The organism is Streptomyces sp. NPDC003284 (assembly GCF_053589675.1).
In genome coordinates, this window is sequence record NZ_JBSFSI010000007.1 from 245722 (window position 1) to 265481 (window position 19760).

The 19760-nt window shown below is 75.1% G+C and carries 13 protein-coding genes; 10 read left to right on the plus strand and 3 right to left on the minus strand.

The window, feature by feature from the left end:
- Nucleotides 1-19 precede the first annotated feature (19 nt).
- Nucleotides 20-718, plus strand: a complete 699-nt coding sequence (locus ACWDYF_RS17705) for a TetR/AcrR family transcriptional regulator (protein WP_018564636.1) — start codon at nt 20-22, stop codon at nt 716-718.
- A gap of 236 nt (nt 719-954) precedes the next feature.
- On the opposite strand, the gene ACWDYF_RS17710 is transcribed toward ACWDYF_RS17705, so the two are convergent.
- Both ACWDYF_RS17710 and ACWDYF_RS17715 read right to left on the minus strand, forming a co-directional pair.
- Nucleotides 955-6096, minus strand: a complete 5142-nt coding sequence (locus ACWDYF_RS17710; protein WP_389469879.1) for a type I polyketide synthase — start codon at nt 6094-6096, stop codon at nt 955-957.
- A 727-nt stretch (nt 6097-6823) separates the two neighbouring features.
- The gene (locus ACWDYF_RS17715; protein ID WP_018564638.1) at nt 6824-8134 is read right to left on the minus strand and encodes a phenylacetate--CoA ligase family protein; all 1311 of its coding nucleotides are present in this window, start codon (nt 8132-8134) and stop codon (nt 6824-6826) included.
- Nucleotides 8135-8747: 613 nt separating this feature from the next.
- Here ACWDYF_RS17715 and ACWDYF_RS17720 point away from each other — a divergent pair.
- From ACWDYF_RS17720 to ACWDYF_RS17760, 9 genes are all read left to right on the plus strand, one after another.
- Nucleotides 8748-9800: a ketoacyl-ACP synthase III family protein gene (locus ACWDYF_RS17720; RefSeq protein WP_381739503.1), complete on the plus strand. Its 1053-nt coding sequence runs from the start codon at nt 8748-8750 to the stop codon at nt 9798-9800.
- Nucleotides 9793-11412, plus strand: coding sequence for a (2,3-dihydroxybenzoyl)adenylate synthase (locus tag ACWDYF_RS17725; RefSeq protein ID WP_389469881.1), 1620 nt, complete (start codon nt 9793-9795; stop codon nt 11410-11412). The genes ACWDYF_RS17720 and ACWDYF_RS17725 overlap by 8 nt, the downstream gene beginning before the upstream one ends.
- Before the next feature lies 1 nt (nt 11413).
- Nucleotides 11414-11683 (plus strand): phosphopantetheine-binding protein, encoded by a 270-nt coding sequence (locus tag ACWDYF_RS17730; RefSeq protein ID WP_381739499.1) that lies wholly within the window; start codon nt 11414-11416, stop codon nt 11681-11683.
- Nucleotides 11683-13167 (plus strand): amidohydrolase family protein, encoded by a 1485-nt coding sequence (locus ACWDYF_RS17735; protein WP_381739497.1) that lies wholly within the window; start codon nt 11683-11685, stop codon nt 13165-13167. The genes ACWDYF_RS17730 and ACWDYF_RS17735 overlap by 1 nt, the downstream gene beginning before the upstream one ends.
- Nucleotides 13164-13988 carry a 2,3-dihydro-2,3-dihydroxybenzoate dehydrogenase gene (locus ACWDYF_RS17740; RefSeq protein ID WP_381739495.1) on the plus strand — a complete coding sequence of 275 codons (825 nt, stop codon included), beginning with the start codon at nt 13164-13166 and terminating at the stop codon, nt 13986-13988. Before ACWDYF_RS17735 ends, ACWDYF_RS17740 begins: the two co-directional genes overlap by 4 nt.
- Before the next feature lie 337 nt (nt 13989-14325).
- On the plus strand, nt 14326-15018 hold the full coding sequence (locus ACWDYF_RS17745) for an isochorismatase family protein (protein ID WP_018564644.1): 693 nt from the start codon (nt 14326-14328) through the stop codon (nt 15016-15018).
- Nucleotides 15015-16925: an anthranilate synthase family protein gene (locus ACWDYF_RS17750; protein ID WP_389469885.1), complete on the plus strand. Its 1911-nt coding sequence runs from the start codon at nt 15015-15017 to the stop codon at nt 16923-16925. The genes ACWDYF_RS17745 and ACWDYF_RS17750 overlap by 4 nt, the downstream gene beginning before the upstream one ends.
- Nucleotides 16922-18304 carry a 3-deoxy-7-phosphoheptulonate synthase gene (locus ACWDYF_RS17755; protein ID WP_381739489.1) on the plus strand — a complete coding sequence of 461 codons (1383 nt, stop codon included), beginning with the start codon at nt 16922-16924 and terminating at the stop codon, nt 18302-18304. Before ACWDYF_RS17750 ends, ACWDYF_RS17755 begins: the two co-directional genes overlap by 4 nt.
- Complete coding sequence (locus tag ACWDYF_RS17760; RefSeq protein WP_389469887.1) at nt 18301-19011, plus strand: 4'-phosphopantetheinyl transferase family protein; 711 nt, start codon at nt 18301-18303, stop codon at nt 19009-19011. Before ACWDYF_RS17755 ends, ACWDYF_RS17760 begins: the two co-directional genes overlap by 4 nt.
- A gap of 150 nt (nt 19012-19161) precedes the next feature.
- On the opposite strand, the gene ACWDYF_RS17765 is transcribed toward ACWDYF_RS17760, so the two are convergent.
- A complete protein-coding gene (locus ACWDYF_RS17765) occupies nt 19162-19758 on the minus strand; it encodes a TetR/AcrR family transcriptional regulator (RefSeq protein ID WP_018564648.1) in 597 nt (198 codons plus the stop codon).
- Between the last annotated feature and the right edge of the window lie 2 nt (nt 19759-19760).

Consider the following 19760-nt stretch of genomic DNA (forward strand, 5'->3'; position numbering starts at 1 on the left):
CAGTGTGAGGTCTTTCGTCATGTCAGACTCAGCTCCCCGCCGCCGCTCCCGGGCGTCGGCGGGTCTGCCGCCGATCACGGCAGAGAAGATCATCGACGCCGCGGTCGAACTGACCGGGGAACGCGGGCTCGACGGCTGGTCCATCCGGCAGATCGCCACGCGCCTCGACGTCTGGCCGGGGGTGATCGCCCACCACGTCGGGGACCGCGAGGCGGTGGTCATGGGCGTGACCGACCGCGTCATCTCCCGCATACCCGTGCCCGACGACGACGTCCCCTGGCGGGACTGGTTCCGCTCCGTGATGTCGGAGGGCCGCACCGTGCTGCGCGAGTTCCCGGGCGTGGCCCGGCGGCTGTGCGTCGTCGGCCCGAACGTGCCGGCCGCGCTCCCCACCATCGACACGGGCATCCGGGTCCTGCTGAAGGCCGGGTTCGGCGCGCACGCGCCCGAGGTCTACCGCTACCTGTTCAACTGCGCGTTCACGCTGGTCGCGGTCGAGGACGACCGGGGCAGCTTCCCCACGGCACGCGCCGAGATGGGGCGCGCGATGGCCGCCTTCGCCGAGGACGAGACGCATCCGGGCCTCGCCGCGGCCGGTACCACGGCCCGCTCCCGCAGCACCGACCCCGCGGCCGTCGCCGCGCAGGAGACGGAGTTCTTCCGCTTCACGGTCGAACGCTCCCTGGACGGCGCGGAAGCCATGCTGACGTCCCGCTGAAACAACCTGACGGCGCGGCGGGGACGCCCGGACGACCGCCCGTCCCGGCGCCCTGCCCGCGCCCCCTCCTCCGCGCACCCTCCGCGCCGGACCGCGCCGCTCGGCCCCGGCCCCCAGCGCCTCCCCCCTGTACCTCCAGCCGAACGGCCGTACAGCCACACGGGCATACGGGCATACGGCGGCAGCCCCGGCCCCCCTCGGAAGGGGCCGGGGCTGCCGCCGTCGTACCGGTCGGGTCAGGCCGTGGGCTGGCCCTGGTCGGCGTGGTCGTCGCTGAGGACAGCCGTCAGATAGCCCGCTATCTCGCCCACCGTGGGGTAGTTCCACAGCAGGGTCGCGGGCAGCGCGACGCCCAGGTCACGTTCGAGCGCGACGCGCAGCGCCGCGGCCAGCAGCGAGTCGACGCCGGCCTCGCTCAGCGGGCGGTGGTCGCCCACGGCGGCGGGCTGCACCCCGAGGACGGCGGCCACCCGGGCGCGGACCCCGTCGAGCAGGTACGCGGTCAGTTCGTCACCGCTCAGACCGACCCAGTCGGGCACCTCGGCCGGCTGCCCCGCCTCGCCGAGGGCCAGGTCGGACAGGAGCGCGGGGCGCGGCCCGGTGTGCCCGGGGCGCAGGCCCAGCACGGCGACCAGCGCGCTCGTCGGGTGGCCCACCGTCTGGTCGAAGGCCCGCAGCGCGCGGTCCGGGGCGATGTCGGTGGTGCCGCGGGCGGCGAGTTCGACGTCGGTGGCCTCCGCCGACGTGGCCATGCCGAGCCCGCGCCAGCTGGTCCAGGCGAGGGACACCGTCTCCCCGTGGCCGCCCGCGCGCCGGTGCGCGGCCAGCACGTCGAGGAACGTGTTGGCGGCGGCGTACGCGCCCTGGCCGGGCAGACCGAGCAGCGGTCCGGCGGAGGAGAACAGGACGAAGAAGTCGGTCGAACCGGGCGGGAACAGCTCGTGCAGGACCAGCGCGCCGTCCGTCTTGGGCCGCATCACGGCCCGCAGGTCGTCCGCCTCCAGCCGGTGCAGCAGCGCGCTGTGGACGGTGCCCGCGGCGTGCACGACACCCCGCACCGGGGGCAGTTCGAGCGCGTCGAGCGCCGCGCGGGTCGCGACCGGGTCGGTGATGTCGGCGGCGACCGTGCGGACGGTGACCCCGGCCGCCTCCAGCCGCCGCAGCGCCGCGACGCGCGGGTCGTCGTCGGACCACCGCGACCGCGGCGGCACCGGCGTACGGCCCAGCAGCACGATGCGGCGCGCGCCGCGCTCGGCGAGGTGTCCGGCCAGTTCGAGACCGAGCACACCGAGACCGCCGGTGATCAGATAGGTGCCGTCGGGGCGGCAGGCGAACGGCTCGCCGTCCGGGGCGAGTTCGGCCGGGGCCAGCCGCGGCACCCGTACGCCCTCGGCGGTGAGCGCGACCACGGGCTCGGCCGGCCGCAGGTGCAGCAGCCCGAACAGCAGCCGGACCGGCAGCTCGGCGGGCGCGCCCGCCGGGAAGTCGACGACTCCGCCCCAGAACTCGGGGTGCTCGCTGGCGGCGACCCGGCCCATGCCCCACAGCGGGGACTGGGCGAGCGCGTCGGCGGCCACGGCCTCGCGCACCCCCGAGGTCAGGCACCACAGCAGCGGCCTGCGGCCGGGCAGCGCCGCGATGTCGGCCACCAGGCGCGCGAACTCCACGGCCACGTCGGCCGGTTCGGCGCCCTGGGTGCCGTCCGGCAGACCGGGCGCGAACAGCACGTGGTCGGCCTCGGCCAGGGCCGCCCGGTCGGCGCTCACGGTCACCCCGTGGGCGGCGGCCTCGGGCACCAGCGCGCGGGCCGCCTCGGTGGAGCCGAGCACCAGCACGGTGCGGCCGGTCAGCCGGGTCGGGGCGGCGGCGTCCACCGGGAAGGGCTGCCAGACCACGTCGAAGCGGCCGTCGGTGCTCTGCTCCTCGCCGGACAGGTCGCCGTCCAGCTCGCCGTAGTGCAGGCCGCGCAGCGTCAGCAGCGAGCCCGCGTCGTCGCCCTCGCCGCGGATGTCGACGTGCACGGACGTGGGCCGGTCCGCGTCCAGGCGTACGGCGATGACGGCGCGGCGCGGCGCCGGGCCGGTCCGGGTGACCTGGTCGACATGGGCGGGCATGCGCAGCACGGCCGGGCCGGAGAAGATCACCGAGGCCATGGACAGCGCGGCGTCCAGGATCGCGGCCCAGCTGCGGTCCAGCGGGGCGCTGGCGACGGCGGTGAGGGTGCCCTCGCCGCGGTGCAGGGTGTCGATGGTCCAGGGGTATCCCATGTCGGCGACGCCGAGTTCGGCCAGCCGCTCCACGACGTGGCCGGGGTCCAGCTCCTCGGGGCCGCGCACGACCGGGAGCAGGGTCGCCGTCTCCTCGGTGCCGTCGGCGCCGGCGGTGGCGAAGGTGTGCGTGGACCAGGCCGTGTCGGGGGCGCCGAGGCGGCGGGAGACCAGCCGCAGCGCGGTGCCCTCGCGGACGATCTGCACCTCGCGCGTCTCGGTCTGCGGGACCACCACCGGCTGGCGCAGCCTGAGGTCGGACAGGGTGTCGGTGCGGCCCGCGGTGAGGAAGGTGTTGATGAGGACCGCGGCCGGGACGATCTCGGTGCCGAGGACCGGGTGGCGGCGCGGGTAGGGGCGGGTGCGCAGGTCGAGCGTGGTCTGCCAGACCCGGGTGCGCGAGCCGTGCACCGCGGTCTCGGTGCCGAGCAGGGTGTCCACCGGGGACTCGGTGCCGGTGCGCGCGTCGACCCAGTGCCGCTCGTGCTGCCAGGCGGCGCTCGGCAGGGCGGTCAGCGTGCCCGCGGGCTGGAGCACCGACCAGTCGACGGGGACGCCGTGGCAGTGCAGCCGGCCCAGCGAGGTGAGCAGGGCGGCCCGCTCGGGCTGGCGGCGGCGCAGGCTGGGGGTGACGAGGGCGCCGGGCAGGTTGGCGACGACCTCGGTGATCGAGTGGCTGACCACCGGGTGCGCGGAGATCTCCAGGAAGAGCCGGTGGCCGTCCTCGACGGCGGCCTGCACGGCCTGGTGGAAGCGGACCGGGTTGCGCAGGTTGGCCGCCCAGTAGCGGGCGTCCTGGCGCTGTCCGGAGCGCGGGTCCTCGACGGCGGTGAGATAGAGGGGCACCTCGGGCGTACGGGGTTCGAGGCCGGCGACGGCCACGGCGAGGTCGGCGGCGGCGCCGTCCATGTGCGGGCTGTGGAAGGCCACGTCGGAGTCGATGCGGCGGACGGTCCAGCCCAGCGACGCCCACTGCTCGGCGGCCTTGTCCACGGCCGGGACGTCACCGGCGACGACCGTGGAGGAGGGCGCGGCGGCGATGGCCGCGCACAGGGTGCCGTCCTCGCCGATGTGCTCGCGGACCTCGTCGAACGGCCGGTCCACCATGATCATGGCGCCCTTGCCCGCGGCCCGGCGCAGCAGCACGGAGCGGCGGCAGACCAGCCGGGCGCCGTCCTCCTCGCTGAGCACCCCGGCGGCGACCGCGGCGGCGATCTCGCCGACCGAGTGGCCGATGACGGCGCCCGGCCGCACGCCGTGGCGGCGCCAGACCTGGGTCAGACCGACCTGCACGGCGAACAGCATGGACTGGATGATGTCCACCGAGCCGAGGTCGTCGCCGGTGAGGACCTCGCGCGGGGTGACGCCCAGTTCCTCGGCGTAGACGGGACCGAGGCGGTCGATCGCGGCGGCGAACACCGGCTCGGTGGCGAGCAGTTCGCGGCCCATGCCGGCCCACTGGGCGCCGTGTCCGGAGAACACCCACACGGGGTGGCGGGCCGGACCCGAGGTCTCGCCGGTGAGGACGGCCGGGTGCGGGCGGCCCTCGGCCAGCGCGGCGAGCCCTTCGGCGAGTTCGTCCCGTCCGGCGGCGACGACGGCCGCGCGGGCGCCCAGGTGGGCGCGGCGGTGGGCGAGGGTGTGGCCGGTGTCGGCGAGGGTGTGGCCGTCGAGCGCGGCGGCGAGGCGGGCGGCCTGGCCGACGATGCCGAGTCCGGTGCCGGAGGAGAGCGGGTACAGGGTCGCCGTCCCGGCCTCGGCGGGCTCCGCCGCGGGCTCGGCGGCGGGGGCGGGCGGCGCCTGTTCGAGGACGACGTGCGCGATGGTGCCGCCGTACCCGTAGCTGGCCACGCCCGCCAGGCGGGCGCGGTCGGAGCCGGGCCAGGCGGTCGCCTCGGTGACCAGGCGCAGTCCGGCGGTCTCCCAGGGGATGTCGCCGCGCGGGCCGCGGGTGGACAGGGTGGGCGGGATGGTGCCGTGCTCCATGGCGAGCGCGGTCTTGATGAGCCCGGCGATTCCGGCGGCGGCCTCGCAGTGCCCGATGTTGGACTTCACGGAGCCGATCAGGCACGGCCGGGCGCCCTCGGGCCGGTCGCCGACGACCTCGGCGAGCGCGCTCGCCTCGATGGGGTCGCCGACCCGGGTGCCGGTGCCGTGCGCCTCGACGTAGTCGACGTCGTGCGGGGCGACGCCCGCGGCCTCGTACGCCTTGCGCAGCAGATGGGCCTGCGCGGTCGGGCTGGGCGCCATGATGCCCTCGGTGCGGCCGTCCTGGTGGACGGCGCTGCCGCGGATCAGGGCCAGCACGCGGTCGCCGTCGCGCCGGGCGTCGGAGAGCCGCTTGAGGACGACGATGCCGCAGCCCTCGCCGCGGCCGTAGCCGTCGGCGGCGTCGTCGAACGCCTTGGAGCGGCCGTCCGGGGAGATGGCGCCCGCCCGGTCCAGGACAGTGGTCAGGCCGGGGCCCGCCATCAGCATGACGCCGCCGGCCAGCGCCACCGGCACCTCACCGGCGCGCAGGCTCGCGCACGCCTGGTGGACGGCGACCAGCGAGGAGGAGCAGGCGGTGTCCACGGCCAGGGAGGGGCCGCGCAGGTCGAGGGTGTAGGAGATGCGGTTGGGCACGCCGCACAGCGAGGAGCCGATGCCCGTCCACGCCTCGACGCCGGGCAGGTCCTCCAGCAGGCGGCGGCCGTAGTCGTCGGTGCCGACGCCGACGAACACACCCGTGTCGGTACCGGCCAGGGAGGTGGGCGCGATACCGGCGTGCTCCAGGGCCTCCCAGGCGACCTCCAGCGCGATGCGCTGCTGCGGGTCGAGCTGGCGGGCCTCGGTCGCCGAGATGCCGAAGAAGGCGGCGTCGAAACCGGCGATGTCGCCGAGGAACGACCCGTTCGGGGTGACGCGGGTCAGCACGGCCGCGTTCTCCCGCGACTGCGCGCGCTGCGGCGCCCACCGGTCCTCGGGTACGGGGCCGGACGCGTCCACCGCGTCCATCAGCAGGTCCCACAGCGCCTCGGGCGAGTCGGCGCCGCCGGCGAAGCGGCAGCCGATGCCGATGACGGCGATGGGTTCCGTGGGGCTCGGGGGCAGGGGGGACAGCTCACTCATGGGTTCACCGCTCACGAGTCGGCGCCGTCCGTGGCGGACGGCGTGGGAAGGGAGGCGAGGCATCGGGACGGGGCAGGGAGACGGGCGGACGGACGGGCGGCGGAACGAACGGGACGGGCCCGGCGCCGGGCGTCCCGGGCCGGGACGGGGCGGGCCCGTACGGGCCGGAGGCGGAACGGGTGCGGGCGAGGCATCGGGCGCCCCGCCCGAGGGCGAGGCGGGCCTGTACCGGGGCCGGAACGGGACGGGCCCGCCGGTCCCGTCCCGGGCGGACCGGCCCGATGCGGACCGGCCCCGGAGGGGCCGATCCCGGGCGGACCAGTCCCGGGCGGACCAGTCCCGGGCGGGCTGATCCCAGGTGGACCAGCCCCAGGTGGGACAGTCCCAGGGGGCCAGCCCCGGACGGGCCGGTCCCGAAGGGGTCAGTCCCGCGCAGGCTGATCCCAGAGGGGTCAGCCCCGGGTGGGTCAGCCCCAGGTGGGACAGTCCCAGGGGGACCGGTCCCGGGCGGGCCGGTCCCAGGTGGACCAGCCCCGGGCGGGCCGGTCCCGGAGGGCCCGGTCCCGGCCGGACCCGCGCCGAGCCGGACCCACGCCGGGCCGGTCCAGAGCGGGGCCAGGTCCGGAGCGGGGCCGGGGCCGGAGCGGGCCGGGCCGTCGCGCCGCCCGTCCGCCCGCGCGCCGCCCCCGCCCCCGCACCCGCGCACCGCCCCTCCGCCCGCGCGGCGTCAGAAGTACATGACCGCCTTGTCCCAGTCCTCGTCCTCCGCGAAGAGATAGCGGGCCTTGAGGATGTCGCGCTGGGCGGTGAGGGCCTCCGCCGGGACGAGGGTGCCCGGGGCGAGGCCGGTGATGCGGTGCGGGACCCCCAGTTCGCGGTCGAGCGCGGCGCCGAGTTCCTTGACGGCCCGCTGCCGCACCGGCTCGGGCGCCTCGAACTCCAGCTCCAGCACGTCTGGGTGGGCCTTGGCCCGCCAGAACATCACCTCGTACGCGGCCGGCAGGGAGAACACCAGTTCCTCCAGCCGCTGCTGGGTGACGGTCGCCGGACCGATCCGGTGACCGGTTCCGGCCCGCCCCAGCACGGTGACCGTCGGCAGCAGCCAGCCGCAGCCGCACGGGTCGGTGGACACCTCGACGTCGTCGGCGAGGTTGTAGCGCAGCAGCGGCATCGCGTCCCGGTACAGCGGGGTGACGACCATCTGGCCGCGGCCCGCCTCGGAGAGCGTGCCGGTCCTCGGGTCGTACACCTCGAAGATCGCCCGGTCCGCCCACAGGTGCATCCGGCCCTCGGGGCACTGCCCGGCGATGGTGCCGGTCTCCGTGGAGCCGTACTCCTCGACGACCGGGATGCCGCCCCAGATCTCGCTGAGCCGGCGGCGGCGCACCTCGGTCAGCGGCTCGGCGGCGGTGAACATGGCCCGCAGGTGCGGGAAGTCCTGGTCGGGGCGGAGTCCGGCGGCCTTGGCGGCGGCGGCCAGCATGGTGATCTCGGTCGGGTTGCACCAGGTGAGCGTCACGTCGAGGGTCTTCAGGACGCGCACCATGCGGGAGAGCGGGGTGGCCAGCGAGCGGGCGTCGCCGGGGACGACGGTCGCGCCGCGCAGCCGTCCCGCGGCCTGGGCGAGGTGGCCGGTGATGACCAGGCCGTAGGGGGTGCGCACCAGGAAGGTGTCGGAGGGGTGGATGCCGGTCCACTTGCGGGCGAAGCGCTCGGCGAGGTCGGTCCAGTCCTCCTCCGTGTAGTAGGAGGCGGTGGGTTCGCCCGCGGTGCCGCTGGACTCGTGGTAGGTGGCCAGGTGTTCGCGCCCGACCGCGAGCATCCCGAAGGGGTACTGGTCGCGCAGGTCCTGCTTGGCGGTCACCTCGACGCCGGCGAAGTCGTCCGCGGTGCGCGGCGGTGTGGTGCCGCGGTAGCGGGCCGCGTAGAAGGGCGAACGGAGTGCCTGCGCGAGGACCCTCGGCAGCTGGGACCGCTGGAGCTCGGCCAGTTCGGCCGGGCTCGACCAGTCACCAAGTTCCGGACGCGAGCGCGACATTGGGATCTCCCTCGTGTGTGCCCTGGGGCCTGTCGTACGGATCAGCCCGGGGCCGCGGGGCCGACGCGCGCCCCGCTCACCGGCGTTCGCCCGGTGCTGTCCTGTGCTCCGCGGAACCCGTGGGCCGCGGATCCGTGGGGATCCGCGGCCGCCGAGGGATCCGGGAGGACAGGCCCCGGCCGCGCGAGGTGTCACGCGGCGGCTGCGCTGAAGGCAGCACATCACCGGGGGCGGGGCGGCAACGCGAGTAGTCGCCACTCAATTCGCCCACCGGGCCCGCCGGGCGGCCCGGGGCCCCGCCGCCGCACGTGGGCGCCCTGCCGCCGCCGTGGCCGGGGCCGCCGCGGGCCCGCCGGGTCCGGGCGGCGGCCGGGGACCGGTTGAGTACCGCCTACTCATGAGGGTCCGGCGGCCCCGGTGCTGTGCTTGCGGCCGAGACACCCGGCGGCCACCGGAGCACGCCCGGCACCTGTCCGGCCACCGCCCGGCACCGCCCGCACCACCGCCGCCACCGGCGCCGCACCGCACCACCCGCACCGCCGTACGCCCCCTCCCCCACCTCTTCCCCCACCCATTCGCCAGGACACGCACAGGACATGAAGGAGTCGGCTCGATGAGGACTGCGAACCTGTATCTCGCCGGGATCGGCAGCCACCTGCCGCCCCTGTTCCCGGCCGAGCGGGCGGTCGCGGAGGGGCTGTACGACGAGGAGGCGCGGCAGTCCTCCGGGATGCGCTCGGCCGCCGTCAGCGCCTCGACCCCGGCCCCGCAGATGGCGATCGACGCGGCGCGGGCCGCGCTGGAGTCCTCCGGGCACGACGCGGACGACATCGGCATCCTGCTGCACAGCTACACCCACCACCAGGGCCCCGACGGCTGGTCGGCGGTGCACTACATCCTGAACAACACCGTGGACCGCCCGGTGCCCGCCGTGGAGATCAAGCAGGGCTGCCTCGGCATGCTGGCCTCGCTGGACGTGGCCGCCGCCCGGCTGATCGCCAACCCGACGCACGACGCCGCGCTGATCACCACCGGCGACAACTACTCCACCCCCGGGGTGGAGCGCTGGCGCGCCTCGGGCCTGTTCGTGCTCGCCGACGCGGGCTCGGCCGTGGTGCTCTCGCGCCGCGGCGGCTTCGCCGAACTGCTGGCCCTGGACTCGCTGTCGGACTCGTCCATGGAGATCCTGCACCGGGCCGGCGAGGAGCTGTTCCCGCCCGGCGTCACCCGGGGCCGCGGGCTGAACTTCGCCGAGCGCGCCGAGAAGGTCCGCGAGCAGTGGGCGGCCGGCCAGGCCCCGCCGATCAAGAACTTCGGCGACCGGGTCGCGGAGGTCACCGAGCGCGTCCTGAAGCAGGCCGACGTGTCCTGGGACCAGATCGCCAAGGTGTGCCACGTCGGCTTCGGCCGGCCGGCGCTGGAGGCGATGTTCCTGCTGCCGCTGGACGTCCCCGAGGAGAAGACGGTCTGGGACCACGTCAACACGATCGGGCACACCGGCGCCGCCGATCTCTTCCTGGGCCTTGAGCACGTGTGGCGCACCGGCCAGGTCGGGCCCGGCGACCATGTCCTGCTGATCGGCGCGAGCACCGGCATGGAGGCCGGCGCCGCCGTCGTACGGATCGCCGAGGCCGCTCCCGGCTCCCAGGGGGGCGGCGATGCTTGAGGGTTGCGTCCCCTGGCCCGAGGACATCGCGGCGCGCTACCGCGAGCAGGGCATCTGGCGCGGTGACACGCTCGGCACGGCGCTGCGCGAGGCCGCCCGCCGGTACGGCGAGCGGACCGCGCTGGTGCACGGCGAACGCCGTATCAGCTACGCCGAACTCGACCGCTGGGCCGACCGGCTGGCCGCCGGGTTCGCCGCGCACGGGCTGAGGGCCGGCGACCGGATCGTGGTGCAGCTGCCGAACGTGCCCGAGTTCGTGGCGATCGCCTTCGGGCTGACCCGGCTCGGCGCCAAGCTGGTCTTCTCGCTGCCCGCACACCGGGCCACCGAACTGGTCCACCTGGTCGAGCTGAGCGGCGCCGTGAGCTTCCTGGTGCCCGAGTCGCACCGCGGCCACGACCACCGCGAGCTGGCCCGGCAGGTGAAGGCGGAGACCACCACCCTGGAGACGCTCTTCGTGCTGGGCGCCAAGACCGAGGGGTTCGTCTCGGTCGCCGAGCTGGAGACGGCGGTCCCCGACCCGCGGCCGCTGCCCGAACCCGACGCGTCGGACGTGGCGTTCTTCCTGCTGTCGGGCGGGACCACGGCCCTGCCGAAGCTGATCCCGCGCACCCACGACGACTATGTGTACATGTCGGGCCGGGCCGCGGCGGTGTGCGAGCTGGCCGAGGACGACGTGTATCTGGCCGTGCTGCCCATCGAGTTCAACTTCGCCTTCGGCTGCCCCGGTCTGCTCGGCACGTTCCTGACCGGGGGCACCGCCGTCCTCGCCGACACGCCCAACCCGCTGGACTGCTTCCCGCTGATCGAGAAGCACGGCGTCACCGTCACCGCGATGGTGCCGTCCATCATGACGCTGTGGCTGGAGGCGGCCGAGTGGTCCGGGGAGGACCTGTCGACGCTGCGGCTGGTGCAGGTCGGCGGGGCCCGGATGACCCGCGAGTTCACCGAGCGGATCCAGCCCGTGCTGGGTGCCCGGCTCCAGCAGGTGTTCGGCATGGCCGAGGGCCTGCTCACCTTCAGCCGCCCCGACGACCCGGCCGACGCGGTGCTCACCACGCAGGGCCGGCCGGTCTCCGACGCGGACGAGGTGCTCATCCTCGGCGAGGACGGCACCCCGCTGCCGCCCGGCGGCATCGGCGAGCTGGTCACCCGCGGCCCGTACACGCTGCGCGGCTACTACCGGGTGCCCGAGTACAACCGGCGGGCCTTCACCCCGGACGGCTTCTTCCGCACCGGTGACCTGGCCCGGCTCACCGAGGACGGCGATCTGGTCATCGAGGGCCGGATCAAGGAGACCATCATCCGCGGCGGTGACAAGATCGCCGCCGGTGAGGTCGAGGATCTGCTGCTCACCCACCCGGACATCGCGGCGGCGGCCGTCATCGGCGTACCGGACGAGTTCCTGGGCGAGCGGATCTGCGCGTTCCTGGTGGCCGGCGGTCCCGAGCCGGCCCTGGCCGACCTCAAGCAGGCCGTGCACGCACGGGGCGTGGCCGACTACAAGCTGCCCGATCTCGTGCACTACCTGCCCGAACTCCCCCTGACCCCGCTCGGCAAGGTCGACAAGAAGGCGCTGGCCCGACATGCCGCGTCCGAGCAGGAAGGCTGACGTGGACATCACCGCATTCCCGACCGAAGACGAACTGCGCGCCACCGTCGCGCCCGTACTGGGCCTCGAACCGGAGCGGATCGAGCCGGACGCCAGTCTGGTGCTGCTCGGGCTCAGCTCGCTGGAGATCATGCGGCTGGTCAGCCGCTGGCGCAAGGCGGGTGTCCCGGTGCAGTTCGAGGCGCTGGTCGCGGCGCCGACCCTGAGCGGCTGGCTGGCCCACTTCGACTCGCTGCGCACCTCCGCGCCGACCGCGCCCGGAGCGGCGTGATGGGGGCCCGGCTGATCACCGGCGGCACCGTCTACACCGCCGACGCCCAGGAGTCCGTGCACGCCCGCGGCGCGGTGCTGACCGTGGACGACAAGGTCGTCGCGGTGGGCCCGGCCGTCGAGGTGGAGCAGGCCGTCCAGGCGCTGGACCCGGCCGTGCGCGCGGAGCTGCGCCGCCTGGACGCGAGCCGGATGATGGTGCTGCCCGGCTTCGTGAACGCCCACTGGCACGAGATGTTCGCGATGGGCTTCACCATGCGCGGCGCGCTGCGCCCGCCCTCCGACCGCGCCGACCAGGTCGCGTTCATGGGCGGCGGCGGTGACATGCACCAGATCTCCGCCACCTTCGACCGGTTCGACGGCCTCATCGAGGCGATGACCGAGGACGAGGCGCGGGCCATCGCCGAGTACTCGATGTGGATCCAGTTGCGCGGCGGTGTCACGACGCTCGGCGACATGGGCTCGCTGAACCGGCCGCTGGCCATGGTGGAGGCGGCGCGCCGCCTCGGGATGCGCTTCTCGGCGTCCACCTGGGCGAGCGACGCGGTGCTGGCGCCGGACCGGTCGCGGTTCCTGCGCACCCGGGACGCGGACACGGTGCTCGCCTCCTTCGAGGCGCTGCTCGGTGCGGTCGCCGCCGACCCCACGGGCCGCATCCGGTGCCGCCCGAACGTCTCGTACGTCACCAACATGACGGACGAGCTGGCGCGCGGCATGGCCGAACTCGTCGAGCGGCACGATCTGCCGTTCGCCACGCATGTGGGCGCGCTGCGCAACGAGGCCGACGCGATGCGCGCCTACCACGGGGAGACCGGGGTGCGCCGGCTGGCGGAGGCGGGGCTGGTCGACGAGCGGCTGATGGCCGGGCACAGCGCCTTCCTGGACGACCAGGAGCAGAAGCTGATGCTCGCCGGGCGGGCGCACATCTCCCACTCCCCCGGCAAGTACGGCCCGTCGGGCGAGTCCGCGCTCACCGAGACCGCTGTGGTCCCGGCGCTGCGCCGGGCCGGGCTGGACGTGTCGCTGTCGACCGACGCGGCGGCGCTGCCGGGCGCGGGGATCGCCGAGACGATGCGCGCGGCCTGGCAGATGTACAACGAGATGAGCGCCGACCAGACCGAGGTGCTGCCCACCGACGCGCTGGCGATGGCCACCCGGATCGCGGCGAAGGGCCTGCGCTGGGACGACGCGGTCGGCAGCCTGGAGCCCGGCAAGCAGGCCGACCTGCTGCTGGTGCGCACGGACGACTGGCGCTATCTGCTCAACCCGCGGCCGCTGGAGAGCTTCCTGTGGCTCGCCGGTTCGGCGGACGTGGACACGGTGATCGTCGGCGGCCGCACCCTCGTGGAGGGCGGCCGGGGCGTGGAGGTCGACGAGGCGGCGCTGCGCGACCGCTACCTCCAGGCACTGCGCGGTTTCACCACCCGCGCCCTGCGCGTTCCCGCGGAAGCGGTCGACCCGGTACTGGCGGAGGTGGCCCGATGAGCGACACCCTCACGACGACAGGCACGACCGGCACGGCGGCCGCGGCGGGCGCCGAGTGGTCCGGCAGCGCGGTGGTCACCGGCGCGGCCGGCGGCATCGGCGCCGAGATCGCCCGCGCGCTGGCGGCGGCCGGTGTCCCGGTGGCGCTGCTGGACCGTGAGCCGGGGGCGCTGCGCGAGCTGGCGTCGGAGCTGAGCGCGGCCGGCGGCACGGTGCTGGCGGTGGCCGCCGATGTCACCGACAGCGCGGACGTGGACGCCGCCGTCGCCAAGGCGGAGGCCGAACTCGGGCCGGTCGCCTACCTGGTGAACGGTGCCGGGGTGCTGCACAGCGGCCCGGCCGAGGAGTTCTCCGACGAGGACTGGGACCACACGCTCGCGGTCAACGCGGGCGGGGTGTTCCGGGTGAGCCGGGCGGTGGCCCGGCTGATGGTCCCGCGCGGGCGCGGCTCGATCGTGACGATCGCCTCCAACGCGGCGCTCACCCCGCGCACGTCGATGGCGGCGTACGCGGCGTCCAAGGCCGCCTCGGCGATGTTCACCAAGTGCCTCGGTCTGGAGCTGGGGCGGCACGGCATCCGCTGCAACGTGGTGGCGCCCGGTTCGACGCGTACGTCGATGCTCACCGCCCTCCAGGGCGACGCGGCCGTGCGCGCCTCGGTGGACGGGGTGCCCGACGCGTACCGGGTCGGTATCCCGCTGGGCCGGATCGCCGAGCCCGCGCACATCGCCGACGCGGTGCTGTTCCTGCTGTCCGACCGGTCCGCGCACATCACGCTCCAGGACCTGACCGTGGACGGCGGCGCGGCCCTGGGCGTCTGAGGCCCGCCGCGCCCGTCCGCACCGTACCGCCCGCCGTCCCGTACGGCCCTCCCGGACCGGCCCCGCCACGGGCCGTGCGCCCGGACCGACTTCCCCGAGGTCCGGGCCGGGATGCGCCCGGGGCCGAATCCCCCGCGGTCCCGGGCGCACACCCCGTCTTCTCGCTTCTCCCGGCACTCCCTCGCTTCTCCCGACGCGCTCCCCCACGCGCATCCGCCGCCCCACCGGTACTCCGAGCACCACCGGCACCACCGGTTCACCCCCGCCGGGCCCCCGGTCACCGGGGCGCACCCGGCACCGGACGCCGGCCGTTCTCCGACCAGGAAAGGAACCAGACGTGGCGATCGCACCGATCGACCCGTATCCGATGCCACGGACCGCAGAGCTGCCGCCCAACACCGTTTCCTGGCGCGTCGACCCGCACCGGGCGGTGCTGCTGGTGCACGACATGCAGCACTACTTCCTCGCCCCGTTCCGGCACGGCGCGCAGCCGCACACCGACCTGGTCGCGAATGTGGCCCTGCTGCGCGAGCGGTGCGCCGCCGCCGGCGTCCCGGTCGTCTACTCGGCGCAGCCCGGCGACATGACCCCCGCCCAGCGCGGTCTGCTGGCGGACTTCTGGGGCGCGGGCATGTCCGCGGACCCCGAGGACCGGGGCATCCCCGAGGTCCTGGCACCCGGCGAGCGGGACACCGTCCTGGTGAAGTGGCGGGCCAGCGCCTTCCACCGCACCCCGCTCCTCGAACTCCTGCGCGAGCAGGGCCGTGACCAGCTGATCATCTGCGGTGTCTACGCGCAGGTGGGCATCCTGCTGACCGCGTGCGACGCGTTCGCGCACGACATCCAGCCGTTCGTGGTCGCCGACGCGGTCGCCGACTTCACCCCGGACCGCCACCGGATGGCACTGGAGTACGCCGCCTCCCGGTGCGCCGTGGTGGCACAGACCGGGACGGTGCTGAGCGAGCTGGCGGCCCCGGCCGCCGCCTTCGCCGGCGAATTCGCGGGAGATCCCGTGGGAGGCCCCTCATGACACCCCCGTACCGGCCCGGGTCCGTACCCGAGCCGCCGTCCCTGACGGAACTGGCCGCGGGCGGGCAGCCGTTCGCGGTGCTGCACCGGCCGGAGAGCGGCACAGCGGGCCAGGTGGACGTGCTGGTCGGCGACTTCGGCGTGGTCGCGGGGACGGCGGACCTGCCGGTTCCCGAGTCCGGTGAGCCGGGCCGCCACGAGGTGCTGGCCGTGCTGCCCTACCGGGTGATCGGCGAGCGCGGCTACGACCACCACAACGACGGCGAGCCGCTGCTGGTGATGCCGGTGCGCGCGCAGTCTCAACTGCCCGTGGACGAGGTGCTGGACACCGTCCTGGCCTGGCCGTTCGTCACCGGCGAGGGCCGTTTCGACCTCGACGACGAGGAGTACGGCGAGCTGGTGCGCCGGGTCCTGGACGAGGAGATCGGGCACGGCTCCGGCGCCAACTTCGTGCTCAAGCGGACCTTCGTCACCGAGGTCCCGAACTGGTCGGCGCGGACCGCCCTGGCGTTCTGGGGGCGGCTGCTGCGCGGCGAGCCCGGCGCGTACTGGACGTTCCTCATCCACACCGGCAGGCGCACCTTCATCGGGGCCAGCCCGGAGCGCCATGTCAGCCTCGACGACGGTGTGGCCGTGATGACGCCGATCAGCGGCACCCACCGCTATCCGGCGGGCGGCCCCGATGTCGGCCCGGTGCTGGACTTCCTCGCCGACGGCAAGGAGACCAACGAGCTGTACATGGTGCTGGACGAGGAACTGAAGATGATGAGCCGCGTGTGCGACGACGCGCACGTGGTCGGGCCGCTGCTGAAGGAGATGGCCCACCTCGCCCACACCGAGTACCGCATCGTCGGGCACAGCGGCCGGGACGTGCGGGAGATCCTGCGCGAGACGCTGCTGGCCCCGACGGTGACCGGCAGCCCGCTGGAGAGCGCCTCCCAGGTGATCGCCAAGTTCGAGCCGGACGCCCGGGGCTACTACGCCGGGGTGGCGGCGCTGATCGGCCGCGACGAGGCGGGCCGGCGGCGGATGGACTCGGCCATCATGATCAGGACGGCCGACGTCGACGCGGCGGGCCGGGTCCGGATCGGGGTCGGCGCCACGCTGGTGCGCGACTCCGACCCCGCCCGGGAGGCCGCCGAGACCTCGGCGAAGGCCGCGGGGCTGCTCGACGCGCTGCACCGGGTCGCCGACCGGCGCGCGCCCGCGGGGCTCGGCGCGGACCCCCGGGTGCGGGCGGCGCTGGCCGCGCGCAACGCGCCGCTGTCGCGCTTCTGGCTGGCCCCGCCGCCCGCCGGGTCCGCCACGCGCGGCAGGATCCTCGTCATCGACGCCGAGGACACCTTCACCGCGATGGGCGCGCTGCAACTGCGCAGTCTCGGCTACGACGTGACGATCCGCCGCTACGACGAGCCGTACCGGCTCACCGGCCACGACCTGGTCCTGCTGGGCCCCGGTCCGGGCGACCCGCGCGAGGTGAACCACGCCAAGATCGCCCATCTGCGGGCGGTCACCGGCAGCCTCCTCAACCTGCGGATCCCGTTCGTCTCGGTGTGCCTGAGCCACCAGGTGCTCGCCTCGCTGCTCGGCCTGGAACTGCGCAGGCTGCACCGTCCGAACCAGGGGGTGCGGCGCACGATCGACCTGTTCGGCGCCGAGCAGCCGGTGTACTTCTACAACACGTTCGCCGCGTACAGCGACAGCGCGCTGCTGGACAGCCCGCACGCGCCCGGTCTGGTCGAGGTCGCCCGCGACCCGGCGAGCGGCGAGGTGCACGCGCTGCGCGGGCCGGGCTTCACCTCGGTGCAGTTCCATCCCGAGTCGGTGATGACCCTGCACGGCGCGGCCATCCTGGACGATCTGGTCACCGGTGCCCTCGCACCTCACCGAGCGGAGCTGACGGCGTGACTTCCCTGCTCGATCCGCCCGCCGCGCACGCGGCGCAGACCAGCTGGCGCCGGCTGCCCGCCGGGCAGCAGCCGTCCTGGCCGGACGCCGCCGCGCTGGACGCGGCGGTCACCGCCCTCGCGTCGGCCCTGCCGCTGGTGACGGCCCGCGAGTGCGATCTGCTCCGGGCCCGGCTCGCCGCCGTCGCGCGCGGGGAGGCGTTCCTGGTCCAGGGCGGCGACTGTGCCGAGGAGCTGGACGCGGTGAACGCGGCGTCCATCGGCCGGACCGCCGGGACCCTCCAGCAACTGGCCGCCGTCCTCGGGTACGCGCGCTCGCTGCCCGTGGTGACGCTGGCCCGGATGGCCGGGCAGTACGCCAAGCCGCGTTCCTCGCCCACCGAGATCCGCGGCGGCGTGGAGCTGCCGGTGTACCGGGGCGACGCGGTCAACGGGCACGCCTTCACGGCCGCCGCCCGCACCCCCGACCCGCACCGGCTGGTGCGGGTCCACCACACCTCCGCCGCCACCGTGAACCTGGTCCGGGCGTACGGCGCCGGTGAGCACGCCGGGCCCGGCCAGGTGCTGGCGGCGCTGCGGGAGTTCACCGACGCCTCGCCCGAGCGGGACCGCTACGCGGCGCTCACCGCCGAGATCGAGCGGGCGGGCGGCTTCACCGGCACCGGTGACGGCTGGCACACGCCCGGCGAGCTGTTCATGTCGCACGAGGGGCTGCTGCTGGACTACGAGTCGGCGCTGGTCCGCCTGGACCCGGCCACCGGCGGGGCGTACGCCACCTCGGGGCACCTGCTGTGGATCGGGGAGCGCACGCGCCGCCTGGACGGGGCGCACGTGGAGTTCTTCTCCCGGATCAGCAACCCGGTCGCCGTCAAGATCGGGCCGTCCATCGAGACGGACGACCTGCTGCGCCTCATCGGCCGGCTGTCGCCCGAGGGCGAGCCGGGCCGGCTCACGCTGGTGGTCCGGATGGGCGCCGGGAAGATCCGGGACGTGCTGCCGGGCCTGGTCGAGCGGGTCACCGCCGAGGGGCTGCCGGTGGCCTGGGTGTCGGACCCGATGCACGGCAACACGATCAGCGCGCCCAGCGGGCACAAGACCCGCCGGTTCGACGACGTGCTCGACGAACTGGCCGGGTTCTTCGAGGTGCTGACCGGTCTCGGCGCGCATCCCGGCGGTGTCCATCTGGAGCTGACCGGCGACGACGTGACGGAGTGCGTCGGCGGCGGCGACGGGATCGGCTTCGGCGATCTGCCCGCGCGCTACCGGTCGGTGTGCGACCCGCGGCTCAACCGCGGCCAGGCGCTGGACCTGGCCTACCGGCTCGCCGAACTCCTCGACACCGCCCGGCCGTCCTCCGGGGCGGTCCGGGAGAGCCGGTGACGACGGAGCTGTGGCTGCTGCCCGAGCCCGCCGCGGCGTCCTTCGTCGGCGGGCTCGGCGGCGAGCGGCTGCTCGACGGGACGGAACAGCGGCGCCTGGCCCGGATGCTGACCCCGCGCCAGCGGGGCCACTTCCTGGCCGGGCGGCTGCTGTGCCGGCACGCGCTCAGCGAACGCACCGGGCATCCGGTCGACGGCTGGCGGTTCCCGGTGAACGCGTACGGGCGGCCCGAGCCGTGGCCCGAGCGGTACGGGGTGCGGTTCAGCATCTCGCACACCGACGGGCTCGTGGTCTGCGCCGTGACGGACGGACCGGCGTGCGGGGTGGACGTGGAGGGCCCGCTCTCCGCGGAGTCGGCGGCCCGCGTCGCCCGCTTCCTCGCCCCCTCCGAACAGGCGGAGCTGGCCGCCCTGCCCGCCACGGAGCGGCCCGAGCGCACCCGGGAGCTCTGGGTGCTCAAGGAGGCGTACCTCAAGGGCCTGGGCACCGGCGTCCGCCGCGACCTCGACACCTTCACCTTCACCCCGCGCGGCACGGCTCCCCCGCGCGTGCGCGACCCCCTGCACGACACCACCTTCTCCTGGCACTTCAGCCTGTTCCGGCCCACCGCTGAGCACACCGTGGCCCTCGCCGTGGAGACGCCGGGACCCGAGCCGGCCCGGCTGCGGCTGCCGGGCGCGGCGGCCGTGACCGGGCCCGCCGCCTGAGCCGCTCACCGGCCCCTCGGTTCCGTGTGCCCCACGGATCCGGGGGGCCGCTGTCATGCCCGCAGCGGTGCGGGCGGGGGCGCGGCCGGAGCCGCGCGCTTCCCGCCCGCACACACCCGAACGCCACCCGCGCGGCGCCCGCGCGCCCTCTCAGACGGCCCGCCAGCCGGTCACCACGGCGTCCAGCATCCGCTCGTAGGAGTCGGCGATGGGCAGACCCGGCGGCTCGTTGCCGGACAGTTCCAGGGAGACCAGGCCGTGGGCGGTGGCCCAGCACGCCAGCGCCACGACCTCGGGTTCCAGCGCCTCGGTGAACTGCCCCGCCCGCTGTCCGCGGCGCACCGCGTCGACCAGCGGCTGGTACATCTCCAGCATCTCGCGCTGCCCCTCGGGGGCGGGCTCGAACTGGGCGAGGCTCTCCAGGAAGAGGATCGCGTACAGGTGCGGGTTCGCGAGCGCGTACGCGCGGTAGGCGATGCCGAGCCGGATCACGTCGCGCGCCGGGTCGTCGGTCGAGGGCACACCGGCCAGCCGCACCACGAAGAGGCGGGCGGCCTCCTCGTAGAGGCTGGCCAGCAGCCCGGCCTTGTTGCCGAACAGCGAGTAGACCGCCGTGGTCGAGGTCTTCACGTCCGCCGCGAGCTGTCGAAGGCTCAGCGCCGCGGTGCCCCGGTCGAACACCGTGGCGGCCGCGCGGTTGATGAGCCGCTGCCGGAGCGCTTCGTCATGTGTCTTGAGCCTGGCCATTG